A 15,039-nucleotide genomic window follows, 5' to 3' on the forward strand; every position below is an offset into this window, starting at 1 on the left:
GGCTCTCGTGACGAGCCCGAGAAAGCGCTCCGCGGCAGGCTACGACTCGTCGCGTTATCCGAACTTCGCCGTCACCGTCGACATCGTGATTCTGACCTTGCGAGATGGCCGCCTGCAGGTGCTGCTGGTGCAGCGCGGCGGCGAACCGTATGCCGGCACATGGGCGTTGCCTGGTGGATTCAAACGGCCCGACGAGACACTCGACGATGCGGCCCGACGCGAACTGCGTGAAGAGACCGGGGTGACCGCACCCAAGCACTTGGCGCAATTCGGTGCGTACGGCGACCCGGGACGCGACCCGCGCACCAACGTCGTCACGGTGGCATATCTGGCGGTGACGCCCGATCCCGGCATCCTGCAGGCCGGCACCGATGCCGTAGCGGCCCGGTTATGGCCGGTCACTGACGCGGTTCAGCACCTCGAGCTGGCGTTCGACCACCGCCGAATCCTGTCCGACGCCGTAGACCGAGCGGCTGAACAGCTCGAACAGACAAACCTCGCGACGGCTTTTGTCGGCGAAACTTTCGCGCTGTCGGAGCTTCAGAGTGTCTACGAGGAGCTCTGGCAGGCCGACATCGACCCGGCCAACTTCCGGCGCAGCCTCACCACGCCGACACCGGGGGCCGGCCGGGCCGCCACATCGGACAGCTACATCGAGCCGACGGGGCAGCGAGCCAAATCCAGCCCGCGCGGTGGCCGACCACCTGAGCTGTACCGCGCCGGCGGCGCGTGGCAGACCCAGCCACCGGTGCGGCGTCCGCGCAAGCTGAAAGAGCCCCCTGGCAACTAACGCGGTAAGTGGGCGCGGACGGTATCGAACCGCCGACCGCTGGTGTGTAAAACCAGAGCTCTACCACTGAGCTACGCGCCCTTATGCCCCGGCGCAGGCTACACGCCGAACCGCTGACGCCCCAAAACGGCACCGGCGATACCGATTTTCACGAGCAGTCATGCCCCGGCCCAGGTGCAGCGGGGCCACTGTGACAAACCACCCACTCACCCCCGCAAGGCCGCCAGCGCCGAACTCCACACCGCACGATCACGAGCCTCCCCCGGCTGCTTCATCTCGGCGAACCGCACCATCCCGGAGCGGTCCACTACGAACGTGCCTCGGTTGGAGATGCCGGCCGCGTCGTTGAACACCCCGTAAGCCTGGCTGACCGCACCGTGCGGCCAGAAGTCCGACAGCACCGGAAAGGTGAACCCGCTCTGCACCGCCCAGATCTTGTGCGTGGGCGGCGGTCCCACCGAGATGGCCAGCACGGCGGTGTCGTCGTTCTCGAATTCCGGCAGGTTGTCGCGCACCGCGTCCAACTCGCCCTGGCAGATCCCGGTGAACGCCAGCGGAAAGAACACCAGCAGCACGTTCTTGCGCCCGCGATAGCTGCTCAGGGCGACGGGCTGCTGATTCTGGTCGCGCAGCGTGAAGTCGGGGGCAGTCGCTCCGACGTCCAGCATCAACGCTTCCCGGCCCGCGACTTCGGTTGCACCAGTCGGGAAGCGCTCCAATTACCCAGGTTCACCGACGACGTCGGCATCAGGCCGGCGGTGGGCGCCGCCTCGGCGATGTCGGCGGGCAGCACGTGACCAGAGCGGCCGGTCTTGGGCGTCAACACCCAGATCACCCCGTCTTCGGCGAGCGGGCTGATCGCGTCCATCAGGATGTCCACCAGGTCACCGTCACCGTCGCGGTACCAGAGCAACACGACGTCGACGACCTCGTCGGTGTCCTCATCGAGCAACTCGCTGCCGCACGCATCCTCGACGTCAGCGCGGATTTCGTCGTCGGTGTCTTCGTCCCAGCCCCACTCCTGGACGACCTGGTCTCGTTGGATGCCCAGTTTGCGAGCGTAGCTCGGGGCGTGATCCGCCGCGACCACCGTGAACCTCCTTCAACCGACCTCACGACAAGCGATGGAGGCTATCGTCGCACAGCCATCGCCGAGTTGATACGGCTAGCCCACGCACAGTTTCTGCGCCGTGGCCGTGACGTTGTTGAACGGTCGACGTATTCGATGAACTCGGCCGTTGCTGCGTAGGTAGCGATCGGACAGACCCGCGCGCTAAATGAAACCCCGGCAGGAGTCCACCGCTCGGGATTTCGCCTTATTGAACGCCTCCACCCGCCTGTTGAACTCCGAGGGCCCGGCATGGGTCGAGATGGCGTTTGCCACCGCCCGGGCCGCGTCGGCGTAGGCGTTGAACGCGTCACGCTGCTCCGGGGAGAGCGCAGTGTTGAGGCTGCCCGTGACCGCGTTGGCGCCGCTGTTGAGCGCGTCGATGGCCGGTCCTTCGGTGGGACCGGTGTTCTTTCCCGCGTTCAACGCGGCGACGTAGGCGTTGACCTTGTCGATCGTGTCGGACACCGCATTTGCCAGCGCCCCGCACGAGCCGCGGATCATGCTGGTCGTCACAGATTGCTGGCGCTGGGACTCCCGGGAGCTGGACGTCACTGACGACGCCGACACCGACGCCGACACCGAGGACCGGTAAGCCGGGGCCACATTGGTATCAGCAGCGCCGTTGCCGTCGGCGACCTTCGTACAGCCGACGATCCCGATCGCGACCAGGGCGGTACAGCCCACTGCAAGAGCGCCTCGCCTGGGGAACTCCCCCACGTGGCCGCGACGGGCGGCACGCCTTCCCATTTGCACGGAACGTGACGTTACCGGGTCACAAACCGAACTGCCCATACCTACCGACTTAGCTGTGCCGTCCGGTGGGTATCCGCCAGAGACGGAAGTGCGGCACGATAGAGGGGCGATCGATAAGTAGCGACCCTGCCACCTACAGGAGTAGTGCGTTGACCACCGAGTTCGCCCGCAACGATCTGGCCAAAACCTCAAGCAGCACAAGCGAACCCGATCGCGTTCGGGTGATCCGCGAAGGGGTGGCGTCCTATCTGCCCGACATCGATCCCGAGGAAACCTCGGAGTGGCTGGAGTCTTTCGACGAATTGCTGGTGCGTTCGGGACCGGCACGGGCGCGTTATCTGATGCTGCGAATGTTGGAACGGGCCGGCGAGCAGCGGGTCTCCATCCCGGCGCTCACCTCAACCGACTACGTCAACACGATCCCGACCGAGCTGGAGCCGTGGTTTCCCGGCGACGAGGACGTCGAACGGCGCTACCGGGCCTGGATCAGATGGAACGCGGCGATCATGGTGCACCGCGCGCAACGGCCGGGGGTTGGCGTCGGCGGTCACATTTCCACGTATGCGTCCTCGGCCGCGCTCTACGAGGTCGGTTTCAACCATTTCTTCCGCGGCAAGTCGCACCTCGGTGGCGGCGACCAGGTGTTCATCCAGGGACACGCCTCCCCCGGCATCTACGCCCGCGCCTACCTCGAGGGCCGGCTCAGCGAAGACCGGCTCGACGGCTTCCGCCAGGAACACAGCCACGCCGGCGGCGGGCTGCCGTCCTATCCGCACCCACGGCTGATGAGCGACTTCTGGGAGTTTCCGACGGTGTCGATGGGACTCGGGCCGCTCAATGCCATCTACCAGGCCCGGTTCAACCACTACCTGCACGACCGCGGCATCAAGGACACCTCCGATCAGCACGTCTGGTGCTTCCTGGGCGACGGGGAGATGGACGAGCCGGAAAGCCGCGGCCTGGCCCACGTAGGTGCGCTGGAGGGCCTGGACAACCTCACGTTCGTCATCAACTGCAACCTGCAGCGCCTCGACGGTCCGGTGCGCGGCAACGGCAAGATCATCCAGGAGCTGGAATCGTTCTTCCGCGGCGCCGGCTGGAATGTGATCAAGGTGGTGTGGGGCCGCGAGTGGGATGCCCTGCTGCACGCCGACCGCGACGGTGCGCTGGTGAATCTGATGAACAGCACCCCGGACGGCGATTATCAGACGTACAAGGCCAACGACGGCGCCTATGTGCGCGACCACTTCTTCGGCCGCGACCCGCGCACCAAGGCGCTGGTCGAGAATATGAGCGACTCGGAGATCTGGAACCTCAAGCGCGGCGGGCACGACTACCGCAAGGTCTATGCCGCCTACCACGCCGCTCTGACCCATAAGGGCCAGCCCACGGTGATCCTGGCCAAGACCATCAAGGGTTATTCGCTGGGCGCCCACTTCCAGGGCCGCAACGCCACCCACCAGATGAAAAAACTCGCGCTGGAAGACCTCAAGCGGTTCCGCGACTCGATGCGCATCCCGATCAGTGACGACAAACTCGAAGAGGACCCGTACCTGCCGCCGTACTACCACCCGGGTCCGGACGCCCCGGAGATCCGCTATCTGCTGGACCGTCGCCGCACCCTCGGCGGCTTCGTGCCCGAGCGCCGCACCAAGGCCAAGGTGCTGACGCTGCCGGGTCGCGACACCTATAAGGCGCTGAAGAAGGGGTCGGGCAAACAAGAAGTCGCCACCACCATGGCGCTGGTGCGGACGTTCAAAGAACTGTTGCGCGACAAGGAAATCGGGAAGCGTATCGTCCCGATCATTCCGGACGAGGCGCGCACCTTCGGGATGGACTCGTGGTTCCCGTCGCTGAAGATCTACAACCGCAACGGCCAGCTGTACACCGCCGTCGACGCCGAATTGATGCTGGCCTATAAGGAAAGCGAAGTCGGCCAGATCCTGCACGAGGGCATCAACGAAGCCGGCTCGGTGGGCTCGTTCACCGCGGCCGGAACGTCGTACGCCACGCACAACGAGCCGATGATCCCGGTCTACATCTTCTATTCGATGTTCGGGTTCCAGCGCACCGGCGACGGTCTGTGGGCGGCGGCCGACCAGATGGCTCGCGGGTTTGCCTTGGGCGCCACCGCCGGACGCACCACGCTGGTGGGCGAGGGCCTGCAACACGCCGACGGCCATTCGTTGCTGCTGGCCGCCACCAACCCGGCGGTGGTGTCCTACGACCCGGCGTTCGCCTACGAGATCGCCTACATCGTGGAGAGCGGTCTGGAGCGGATGTTCGGCAAGAACCCGGAGAACGTGTACTTCTACATCACGCTCTACAACGAGCCCTACGCCCAGCCGCCAGAACCGGAGAATTTCGACCCCGACGGCCTGCTGCGGGGCATCTACCGTTACCGCGCCGCCAAGGAAGAACTCGGCAGCAGTGCGCAGATCCTGGTGTCCGGGGTGGCGATGCCGGACGCGCTGAAGGCGGCCGAGATGCTCGCCGAGGAGTGGGACGTGGCCGCCGACGTGTGGTCGGTGACCAGCTGGGGCGAGCTGAACCGCGACGGCGTCGCCGTGGAGAAACACCGGCTGCGTAATCCGGACCAGCCGCCGGGCGAGGCCTATGTGACCAAGGTGCTGGCCGACTGCCGCGGCCCGGTGATCGCGGTGTCGGACTGGATGCGCGCGGTCCCCGAACAGATCCGGCCCTGGGTGCCGGGCACGTACGTCACCTTGGGCACGGACGGGTTCGGGTTCTCCGACACCCGGCCTGCGGCGCGCCGCTACTACAACACCGACGCCGAATCGCAGGTGGTCGCGGTGCTCGAAGCGCTGGCCCGCGACGGCGAGATCGACCAGTCGGTGGCGGTGAAGGCCGCCAAGCAGTACAAGATCGACGACGTCCTGGCCGCTCCGGAGCAGACCTCCGATCCCGGCGTGGCCTGAGCCCGCCGGAACGTCGCGCCGGCCATTGGGGGAACCTTCCAGAAAAGCGGCGTAGCTTTTAGGGATGGACGACAAACAGTCCGCCCCGCGGGAGCGCCCGAAGTCACCACTGGAGATGTTGGACGCCGTGCCGGACTCGCTGCTGCGGCGGTTGAAGCAGTATTCGGGAAGGCTGTCCACCGAGGCCGTTTCGGCCATGCACGAGCGGCTGCCGTTCTTCGCCGACCTGGAAGCCTCGCAGCGCGCCAGCGTCGCGCTGGTGGTGCAGACGGCGGTGGTCAACTTCGTCGAGTGGATGCAGGACCCGCACAGCAACGTCAGCTACACCGCACAGGCCTTCGAGCTGGTCCCGCAGGACCTGACCAGGCGCATCGCGCTGCGCCACACCGTGGACATGGTGCGGGTCACCATGGAGTTCTTCGAAGAAGTGGTGCCGCTGCTGGCCCGCTCCGAAGAGCAGCTGACCGCGCTGACCGTGGGCATCCTGAAGTACAGCCGCGATCTGGCCTTCACCGCCGCCACCGCCTACGCCGACGCCGCCGAGGCGCGTGGCGCCTGGGACAGCCGGATGGAGGCCAGCGTCGTCGACGCCATTGTGCGCGGGGACACCGGCCCCGAACTGCTGTCCAGAGCCGCCGCGCTGAACTGGGACACCACCGCACCGGCCACGGTGGTGGTGGGCACTCCGGGACCCGGCCGCGACGGGGTCGACGGCGACAGCGAGCGGGCCAGCCAGGACGTCCGCGACATCGCCGCCCGACACGGCCGGGCGGCCCTCACCGACGTGCACGGCACCTGGCTGGTGGCCATCGTCTCCGGTCAGTTGACCCCCACCGACAAGTTCTTGAAGGAACTTCTGGAGGCGTTCTCCGACGGCCCGGTGGTGATCGGCCCGACCGCACCGATGCTGACCGCGGCCTACCACAGCGCCAGCGAGGCCATCTCCGGGATGAACGCCGTCGCCGGCTGGCGTGGTGCGCCGCGCCCCGTTCTGGCCCGTGAGCTGCTGCCTGAGCGGGCCTTGATGGGGGACGCATCGTCGATCGTGGCCCTGCACACCGATGTCATGCGCCCGCTGGCCGACGCCGGACCCACCCTCGTCGAAACCTTGGACGCTTTCTTAGATTCCGGCGGCGCGATTGAGGCCTGTGCCAGGAAGTTGTTCGTTCATCCAAACACGGTGCGGTACCGATTGAAGCGGATCACCGACTTCACCGGCCGCGATCCCACCCAACCACGGGATGCGTACGTGCTGCGCGTGGCGGCGACGGTGGGCCAGCTGAACTATCCAACGCATCCCGCTGGCGCCACCACTATTTCCATCCCGCCGCTTCCGTCCCCGGTCAGAGCGGGTATTGTCGCGCCTTCCGGCCGATAGTGATTTAGCCAACAGATCGCGGGTGTGTCTCAAACATGTAGCTTACGGAGCTATTTTGTAGGAGGTATACAAAAACCTAAGACGAGGTTCATAATCTGTTACACCCCGTAAAAGCGTCTTCACAGTGTTCTCTTAGACACGTGATTGCATTGCTTGCGCCCGGACAGGGCTCCCAGAGCGAGGGAATGCTGTCGCCGTGGTTGGAACTACCCGGCGCCGCAGACCAGATCGCCGCCTGGTCGAAGGCCAGCGGCCTGGACCTGGCACGGCTGGGTACCACGGCGTCGACCGAGGAAATCACTGACACCGCGATCGCCCAACCGTTGATCGTGGCGGCCACGCTGCTCGCTCACCAGGAGCTGACCAGGCGCGGGCTGCTCGCCGGCCAGGACACCATCGTGGCGGGTCACTCCGTGGGAGAGATCGCCGCCTACGCCATCGCCGGCGTACTGGCCGCCGATGACGCCGTCATGCTGGCCGCCACCCGTGGCGCGGAGATGGCCAAGGCCTGTGCCGCCGAACCGACGGGGATGTCCGCGGTGCTCGGCGGCGACGAGACCGAGGTGCTCACCCGACTCGACCAACTCGACCTGGTCCCGGCCAATCGCAACGCCGCCGGTCAGATTGTCGCGGCCGGACGGTTGACCGCACTGGAGAAACTCGCCGAGGACCCGCCGGCCAAGGCCCGGGTGCGCGCGCTGGGTGTCGCCGGCGCCTTCCACACCGAGTTCATGGCTCCGGCCCTGGACGGGTACGCCGCAGCCGCAGCCGGCATCGCCACCGCCGAGCCCACCACCGTGCTGTTGTCCAACTACGACGGCAAGCCGGTCGCCGACGCCGCCGCGGCGATGTCGTCCCTGGTTTCTCAACTGACCCGGCCGGTGCGCTGGGATCTGTGCACCGCGACTCTCGGTCAGCACGGAGTCACGGCGATCGTGGAGTTCCCGCCCGCGGGCACTCTGACCGGGATCGCCAAACGCGAACTTCGGGGGGTTCCGACGCGAGCCGTCAAGTCACCCGCAGATCTGGACGAGCTGGCGAATCTCTAGCCGCCCGCTCCCGCCAGAAGAATCAACAGCACGTCAAATCGGTTTACACACAACATATTACGAAGGGAACTAACTGTGGCCGTCAGTCAGGAAGAAATCATCGCCGGTATCGCCGAGATCATCGAAGAGGTCACCGGCATCGAGCCCTCCGAGGTCACCCCGGAGAAGTCGTTCGTCGACGACCTGGACATCGACTCGCTGTCGATGGTCGAGATCGCTGTGCAGACCGAGGACAAGTACGGCGTGAAGATCCCGGACGAGGACCTCGCCGGTCTGCGTACCGTCGGTGACGTCGTCGCCTACATCCAGAAGCTCGAGGAAGAGAACCCCGAGGCCGCCGAGGCGCTGCGCGCCAAGCTGGAGACCGAGAACCCCGAGGCGGTCGCCAACGTCAAGTCCAGGCTGGAAGCGGACAGCAAGTGACCAAGCCTTCCACTGCTAATGGCGGTTACCCCAGCGTTGTGGTAACCGCCGTCGCGGCGACGACATCGGTCGCGCCGGACATCGAGAGCACGTGGAAGGGTCTGTTAGCCGGCGAGAGCGGCATCCACGTCCTCGAAGACGAGTTCGTCACCAAATGGGACCTACCGGCCAAAATCGGTGGGCACCTGAAGGAACCCGTCGACAACCACATGGGACGTCTCGACCTGCGGCGCATGTCGTACGTTCAGCGGCTGGCCAAATTGCTCAGCGGGCAGCTGTGGGAGACCGCGGGCGCACCCGAGGTCGATCCCGATCGCTTCAGCGTCGTGGTCGGCACCGGCCTGGGTGGCGCCGAGCGGATCGTGGAGAGCTACGACCTGATGAACGAGGGCGGCCCCCGCAAGGTGTCGCCGCTCGCCGTTCAGATGATCATGCCCAACGGCGCCGCGGCGGTGGTGGGCCTGCAGCTCGGGGCGCGTGGCGGGGTGATCACTCCGGTGTCAGCCTGTTCCTCGGGTTCGGAGGCCATCGCCCACGCGTGGCGCCAAATCGTCATGGGCGATGCGGATTTCGCCGTCTGCGGCGGGGTCGAAGGGCCCATCGAGGCGCTGCCCATCGCGGCGTTCTCGATGATGCGGGCCATGTCGACGCGTAACGACGAGCCAGAGCGCGCGTCGCGACCGTTCGATAAGGACCGGGACGGCTTCGTGTTCGGCGAGGCCGGGGCACTGATGATCATCGAGACCGAGGAGCACGCCAAGGCTCGCGGCGCCAAGCCGCTGGCCCGATTGATGGGTGCCGGTATCACCTCGGACGCCTTCCACATGGTGGCGCCCGCTGCCGACGGTGTACGCGCCGGCCGGGCGATGCAGCGTGCGATGGAGCTGGCGGGCTTGTCCCCCGACGACATCGACCACGTCAATGCGCACGGAACCGCGACACCGATCGGTGACGCGGCAGAGGCCAACGCAATCCGGGTAGCCGGTTGCGAGAAGGCCGCAGTTTATGCGCCGAAATCGGCGCTCGGGCACTCGATCGGCGCCGTCGGCGCGCTCGAATCGGCGCTCACGGTGCTGACCCTTCGGGACGGTGTCATCCCACCGACACTCAATTACGAGACCCCCGACCCGGAGATCGACCTTGATGTAGTCGCGGGTGAGCCTCGCTACGGCGAGTACCGCTACGCCATCAACAACTCGTTCGGGTTCGGCGGTCACAACGTGGCGCTCGCGTTTGGGCGCTACTGAAGCTGAATAGTGGTGAGTCGCGTGTCCCGGCACAGCCGGGCTCGCGATCACCATTAGCACGGAAGGAACAGAGGCACAGGCCATGACAGAGCTGGTTACCGGGAAATCCTTCCCGAATGTGGTCGTTACCGGCATTGCCATGACGACCGCCTTGGCAACCGACGCCGAGAACACCTGGAAGTGTTTGCTCGACGGCCAAAGTGGCATTCGCACCCTCGAGGATTCGTTCGTCGAGGAGTTCGACCTGCCGGTCCGGATCGGCGGACACCTGTTGGAGTCATTTGACGACCAACTGACGCGAATCGAGTTGCGTCGCACGGGTTACCTGCAGCGGATGTCCACCATCATGGGCCGGCGGGTGTGGGAGAACGCCGGTTCGCCGGAAGTCGACACCAACCGGTTGATGGTCTCCATCGGCACCGGCCTGGGCTCGGCCGAGGAGCTGGTTTTCGGTTACGACGAGATGCGCACGCGCGGCTTCCGGGCGGTCTCTCCGTTGACGGTGCAGAAGTACATGCCCAACGGGGCCGCCGCGGCGGTGGGCCTGGAACGGCAGGCCAAGGCCGGGGTGATGACGACGATCTCGGCGTGCGCGTCCGGCGCCGAGGGCATCGCGCACGCGTGGCAGCAGATTGTGCTCGGCGAAGCCGACATGGCGATCTGCGGCGGCGTGGAAACCAAGATCGAGGCGGTGCCGATCGCCGGCTTCGCCAACATGCGCATCGTGCTGTCCACCAACAACGACGATCCGGCCGGTGCGTGTCGGCCGTTCGACAAAGACCGCAACGGGTTCGTGTTCGGCGAGGCGGCTGCGCTGATGGTGATCGAGACCGAGGAGCACGCCAAGGCGCGCGGGGCGAACATCCTGGCCCGCATCATGGGGGCCAGCATCACCTCGGACGGCTTCCACATGGTGGCGCCTGACCCCAACGGCGTTCGCGCGGGGCATGCGATCTCGCGGGCGATCCAGCTGGCGGGTCTCACCCCGGCCGACATCGGCCACGTCAACGCGCACGCCACCGGCACTCAAGTCGGTGACGTGGCGGAGGGCAAGGCCATCAACAACGCGCTCGGCAGCCACCGGCCGGCGGTCTTCGCACCCAAGGGTGCGCTCGGCCACTCGGTGGGCGCGGTCGGCGCGGTGGAGTCCATCTTGACCGTGCTGGCGTTGCGGGACCAGGTGATTCCACCGACGTTGAACCTGGTCAACCAGGATCCGGAGATCGATCTGGATGTGGTGGCCGGCAAGCCGCGGTCGGGCAACTTCAACTACGCGATCAACAACTCGTTCGGATTCGGCGGTCACAACGTGGCGATCGCCTTCGGGCGCTACTGATCGGCACCTCAAGGAAACGCCAAGCTTCGTCGGATAAACAGAGCATCACCCGGAGACTAGGAGACCCGCGATGACAATCATGGCCCCCGAGGCGGTTGGCGAGTCGCTCGACCCTCGCGATCCGCTGTTGCGTCTGAACAACTTCTTCGACGACGGCAGCGTGGAACTGCTGCACGAGCGGGACCGGTCCGGTCTGCTCGCTGCGGCGGGGACGGTCAACGGTGTCCGCACCATCGCGTTCTGCACCGACGGAACCGTGATGGGTGGCGCCATGGGCACCGAGGGTTGCCAGCACATCGTCAACGCCTATGACACCGCCATCGAAGAGCAGAGCCCGATCGTGGGCATCTGGCACTCCGGCGGTGCCCGGCTGGCCGAGGGTGTGCGGGCGCTGCACGCGGTCGGCACGGTGTTCGAGGCGATGATCCGGGCATCGGGTTACATTCCGCAGATCTCGGTGGTCGTCGGCTTCGCCGCCGGCGGCGCCGCCTACGGTCCGGCCCTGACCGATGTGATCGTGATGGCTCCGGAGAGCCGGGTGTTCGTCACCGGCCCCGACGTGGTGCGCAGTGTCACCGGCGAGGACGTCGACATGGCGTCGTTGGGCGGTCCGGAGACACACCACAAGAAGTCCGGCGTGTGCCACATCGTCGCCGACGACGAACTCGACGCTTATCAGCGTGGTCGCGAGCTGGTCGGATTGTTCTGCCAGCAAGGGCATTTCGACCGCAGCAAGGCCGAAGCAGGCGACACCGACATCAAAGCGCTGCTGCCGGAGTCGGCCCGCCGCGCCTACGACGTGCATCCGATCGTCACCGCGATCCTGGACGACAACGCGCCGTTCGCCGAGTTCCAGGCCAAGTGGGCACCGTCCATCGTCGTTGGGCTCGGCCGGTTGTCGGGCCGGACGGTGGGTGTGATCGCCAACAATCCGCTGCGGCTGGGCGGCTGCCTGAACTCCGAAAGTGCCGAGAAGGCAGCGCGTTTCGTGCGGTTGTGCGATGCATTCGGCATTCCGCTGGTGGTTATCGTGGACGTGCCGGGGTACCTGCCCGGTGTCGACCAGGAGTGGGGCGGCGTGGTCCGCCGCGGCGCCAAGCTGTTGCACGCGTTCGGTGAGTGCACCGTGCCGCGGGTCACCCTGGTCACGCGAAAGATCTACGGCGGGGCCTACATCGCGATGAACTCCCGCTCGCTGAACGCCACCAAGGTGTTCGCCTGGCCCGACGCTGAGGTTGCGGTCATGGGGGCGAAGGCAGCCGTCGGCATCCTGCACAAGCGCAAGCTGGCCGCCGCGCCGGAGCACGAGCGCGAGGCGCTGCACAACGAGCTGGCCGCCGAGCACGAGCGCATCGCCGGTGGGGTGGACAGCGCGATCGACATCGGTGTGGTGGACGAGAAGATCGACCCGTCGCACACCCGCAGCAAGCTCACTGAGGCGCTGGCCCAGGCCCCCGCTCGCCGCGGTCGGCACAAGAACATCCCGCTGTAAACTCCCCGCCTCCCCCGCCTCTCCCGCCTCTCCCGCGAGCAGACGCAGAATCGCACGTTTTCCGGTGAAAACGTGCGATTCTGCGTCTGCTCACCAGTAATCCCCAGCGGTGACTGGCTCTCGCGAAACGGCTGCCTCAGGCTTTCGCTGTGCACTCCGAGGCGATATCGCTGCTCGAAAGATCAGGCGGGTTCGCCACCACTAAACAACTGCTGACGGTCATGACTCGCCAACAGCTTGATGTGCAAGTCAAGAATGGCGGACTCGTTCGCTTGTGGTACGGCGTCTACGCAGCACAGCAGCCAGATCTGTTGGGCCGCCTGGCAGCACTTGACATGTTTATGGGACGGAAAGCTGTCCCATGCTTGGGCACAGCAGCGGCGTTATACGGGTTCGACACCGAAAACACTGTCGCTATACACGTTCTCGATCCTGGCGTGCGAATGCGTCCCACTGTCGGTCTGATGGTTCATCAACGCCACGGCGCCCGATTGGATTCGGTCGCAGGACGTCTGGCAACCGCCCCCGCCTGGACAGCCGTCGAGGTCGCAAGGCAACTACGCCGGCCGCGAGCTCTAGCGACTCTGGATGCCGCATTGCACTCAAAACAGTGCACGCGCAACGAAATTGAGATCGCCGTCGCCGAACAGCGCGGGCGCCGAGGCATCGTCGCGGTGCGCGAACTACTGCCCTTCACCGATGGACGCGCCAAATCGGCAATGGAAAGTGAAGCTCGGTTGGTCATGATCGACAACGGGCTGCCGGTTCCCGAACTTCAATATCCGATCTACGGTCGCGACGGCGAACTGTGGCGAGTCGACTTTGCTTGGCCGCAAGCGCGGGTCGCGGCCGAGTACGAGAGTATCGACTGGCATGCAGGGCGCACCGAGATGCTCAACGACAAGGTGCGCTCCGCGGGGATCCAGGAGGTCGGGTGGACGATTGTCCCGATCGTGATCACCGACGTCCGGCGCCAACCGCGCCGCATGGTCGAGCGCATCGCTAGTCACTTGAGACGCGCAGAAATCGCCAGCTGAAGGGGCACCAGCCTCGCCGAGCAGACGCAGAATCGCACGCGGGGTACCCGCGTCGTGCGATTCTGCGTCTGCTCGCCAAAAGGGGCTAACCCACCAGCGCGCGGGCCTCTTCCTCGGTCTCGACCGACGGACCGGAGCCGGGCAGCGGTTTGCCGGCGACTTCCGGGGTGAACAGCAGAGTGATCACACCCACCAACCCCGCGGCCATCAGCATGTAGGCCGGCACCATCGTGTCGCCGGTGCTCGATATGAGCGCTTGGGCGATCAGCGGCGTGATGCCACCGACGGTGGATATCGACAGGTTGTAGGAGATGGCCAGCGCGCCGTAGCGCACCTTGGTGGGAAACAGCGCGGGCAGAGCCGACGGCGTCGTGCTGTCGAAACACAGTTCCATCAGTCCGACCAACAGCACGCCGCCGAAGATCACCGGATAAATGCCGCCGGAGCGCATCAGCAGAAACGCAGGGATCGAGGCCACGATCAACAGGACGCAGCCTGTCCGCATGATGGGTTTGACGCCGATCCGATCAGACAACCGGGCGACCAACACGATGGTCGCCATCAAAATCGCCAGGGTAGTCACGATCATCACCAGTGCGGCTGTTTCACTAACGTGCACAACGGTTTTCAGGTAAGTCGGCAGGTAGCCGGTCACCATGAAATCGGCGACCTGCGACGTCAGCACCAGCGCGGCGCAGATCAGCATCGGCCGCCATTGCTCCACCACGGTGCGCCGGAACTGGCTGCCTTCTTCGGTGGCTTCCGCGCGCTCGTTCAGTTGCTTGAATGCCGGGGATTCGTCCAACCGCAGCCGCATGTACAGCGCGATCAAACCCAGCGGCGCGGCCAGCAGCAGTGGAACCCGCCAACCCCAGGCCAGCCAGTCGTCCTCAGGCAGCCAGGCCTGCAGCCCGGTCACCAGGAATCCGGCGAACACGAAACCGATCAAGTTGCCCAACGGCAGGAAACCGACCAGCATGCCGCGCTTGCGGTCCGGTGCCTGCTCCACCAGATAGGTCATCGCGCCGACGAATTCGCCACCGGTGGACAGCCCCTGAAACACCCGGGCGACGATAAGCAATATCGGCGCCCAGATGCCGATCGCGCTGTAACCCGGAAGTAGACCGCTCATCGTCGTACCGGCCGTCATCATCAGGATCGTGATCACCAGCACCCGCTTGCGCCCGATCCGGTCGCCGAGCGGACCAAAGATCATGCCGCCGATCGGACGTACCACGAACGCTGCTGCCAAGGTGCCGAACGTGGCCAGCAGGTGCACCGCGCTGACACTGTTGCCGGGGTAGAACACCTGCGCGATCGTGGTGGCTATATAGCCGTAGACCCCGAAGTCGTACCACTCCATCACGTTTCCGATCGCGGTGCCCGTGATGGCCTGCTTCATCGCAGCCGGATCGGTGACGGTGATCTCGTCGCGCGACCATCGGCGGCTCCCGGAGGTCTTCATCGAAACCTTTCGTACCCGA

Annotated in this window: 13 protein-coding genes and 1 tRNA gene; 9 read left to right on the forward strand and 5 right to left on the reverse strand. The window is 65.8% G+C overall.

The features are described 5' to 3' along the window. The first annotated feature begins 7 nt into the window (after positions 1-7). The gene (locus ACZYZ9_RS02190; protein ID WP_463824556.1) at positions 8-790 is read left to right on the forward strand and encodes an NUDIX hydrolase; all 783 of its coding nucleotides are present in this window, start codon (positions 8-10) and stop codon (positions 788-790) included. A 9-nt stretch (positions 791-799) separates the two neighbouring features. Here ACZYZ9_RS02190 and ACZYZ9_RS02195 read toward each other — a convergent pair. The 4 genes from ACZYZ9_RS02195 to ACZYZ9_RS02210 form a co-directional block, all read right to left on the reverse strand. Next, positions 800-871 (reverse strand) — tRNA-Val (locus tag ACZYZ9_RS02195). A gap of 125 nt (positions 872-996) precedes the next feature. Next, positions 997-1,458, reverse strand: coding sequence for a peroxiredoxin (locus ACZYZ9_RS02200; RefSeq protein WP_463824557.1), 462 nt, complete (start codon positions 1,456-1,458; stop codon positions 997-999). Further along, positions 1,458-1,880 (reverse strand): DUF3052 domain-containing protein, encoded by a 423-nt coding sequence (locus tag ACZYZ9_RS02205; protein WP_463824558.1) that lies wholly within the window; start codon positions 1,878-1,880, stop codon positions 1,458-1,460. The genes ACZYZ9_RS02200 and ACZYZ9_RS02205 overlap by 1 nt, the downstream gene beginning before the upstream one ends. 183 nt (positions 1,881-2,063) lie before the next feature. Beyond that, complete coding sequence (locus ACZYZ9_RS02210; protein WP_463824559.1) at positions 2,064-2,654, reverse strand: hypothetical protein; 591 nt, start codon at positions 2,652-2,654, stop codon at positions 2,064-2,066. 149 nt (positions 2,655-2,803) lie between these two features. Here ACZYZ9_RS02210 and aceE point away from each other — a divergent pair, with 149 nt between their 5' ends. The 8 genes from aceE (at position 2,804) to ACZYZ9_RS02250 (ending at position 13,555) form a co-directional block, all read left to right on the forward strand. After that, the gene (aceE, locus tag ACZYZ9_RS02215) at positions 2,804-5,593 is read left to right on the forward strand and encodes a pyruvate dehydrogenase (acetyl-transferring), homodimeric type (RefSeq protein WP_463824560.1); all 2,790 of its coding nucleotides are present in this window, start codon (positions 2,804-2,806) and stop codon (positions 5,591-5,593) included. Between the two features lie 64 nt (positions 5,594-5,657). Beyond that, positions 5,658-6,971 carry a PucR family transcriptional regulator gene (locus tag ACZYZ9_RS02220; protein WP_463824561.1) on the forward strand — a complete coding sequence of 438 codons (1,314 nt, stop codon included), beginning with the start codon at positions 5,658-5,660 and terminating at the stop codon, positions 6,969-6,971. Positions 6,972-7,111: 140 nt separating this feature from the next. After that, positions 7,112-8,020 carry an ACP S-malonyltransferase gene (locus ACZYZ9_RS02225; RefSeq protein ID WP_463824562.1) on the forward strand — a complete coding sequence of 303 codons (909 nt, stop codon included), beginning with the start codon at positions 7,112-7,114 and terminating at the stop codon, positions 8,018-8,020. Between the two features lie 75 nt (positions 8,021-8,095). Next, entirely contained in the window at positions 8,096-8,443 is a 348-nt protein-coding gene (gene acpM, locus ACZYZ9_RS02230; RefSeq protein WP_463824563.1) for a meromycolate extension acyl carrier protein AcpM, read from the forward strand. After that, complete coding sequence (kasA, locus tag ACZYZ9_RS02235; protein WP_463824564.1) at positions 8,440-9,690, forward strand: 3-oxoacyl-ACP synthase KasA; 1,251 nt, start codon at positions 8,440-8,442, stop codon at positions 9,688-9,690. Before acpM ends, kasA begins: the two co-directional genes overlap by 4 nt. A gap of 82 nt (positions 9,691-9,772) precedes the next feature. Next, complete coding sequence (kasB, locus tag ACZYZ9_RS02240) at positions 9,773-11,026, forward strand: 3-oxoacyl-ACP synthase KasB (protein WP_463824565.1); 1,254 nt, start codon at positions 9,773-9,775, stop codon at positions 11,024-11,026. Positions 11,027-11,096: 70 nt separating this feature from the next. Continuing rightward, on the forward strand, positions 11,097-12,518 hold the full coding sequence (locus ACZYZ9_RS02245) for an acyl-CoA carboxylase subunit beta (protein ID WP_463824566.1): 1,422 nt from the start codon (positions 11,097-11,099) through the stop codon (positions 12,516-12,518). Positions 12,519-12,667: 149 nt separating this feature from the next. After that, entirely contained in the window at positions 12,668-13,555 is an 888-nt protein-coding gene (locus ACZYZ9_RS02250; RefSeq protein ID WP_463824567.1) for a hypothetical protein, read from the forward strand. 85 nt (positions 13,556-13,640) lie between these two features. On the opposite strand, the gene ACZYZ9_RS02255 is transcribed toward ACZYZ9_RS02250, so the two are convergent. Then, positions 13,641-14,957, reverse strand: a complete 1,317-nt coding sequence (locus tag ACZYZ9_RS02255) for an MFS transporter (RefSeq protein ID WP_463824921.1) — start codon at positions 14,955-14,957, stop codon at positions 13,641-13,643. Positions 14,958-15,039: the final 82 nt, after the last annotated feature.

This window comes from Mycobacterium sp. IDUB_28, from assembly GCF_055419285.1.

Coding starts and splice junctions, on each gene's coding strand:
- ACZYZ9_RS02200 (WP_463824557.1), bottom strand. CDS start 1,458: ATGCTGGACGTCGGAGCGACTGCCCCCGACTTCACGCTGCGCGACCAG.
- ACZYZ9_RS02220 (WP_463824561.1), top strand. CDS start 5,658: ATGGACGACAAACAGTCCGCCCCGCGGGAGCGCCCGAAGTCACCACTG.
- kasB (WP_463824565.1), top strand. CDS start 9,773: ATGACAGAGCTGGTTACCGGGAAATCCTTCCCGAATGTGGTCGTTACC.
- ACZYZ9_RS02245 (WP_463824566.1), top strand. CDS start 11,097: ATGACAATCATGGCCCCCGAGGCGGTTGGCGAGTCGCTCGACCCTCGC.
- ACZYZ9_RS02255 (WP_463824921.1), bottom strand. CDS start 14,957: ATGAAGCAGGCCATCACGGGCACCGCGATCGGAAACGTGATGGAGTGG.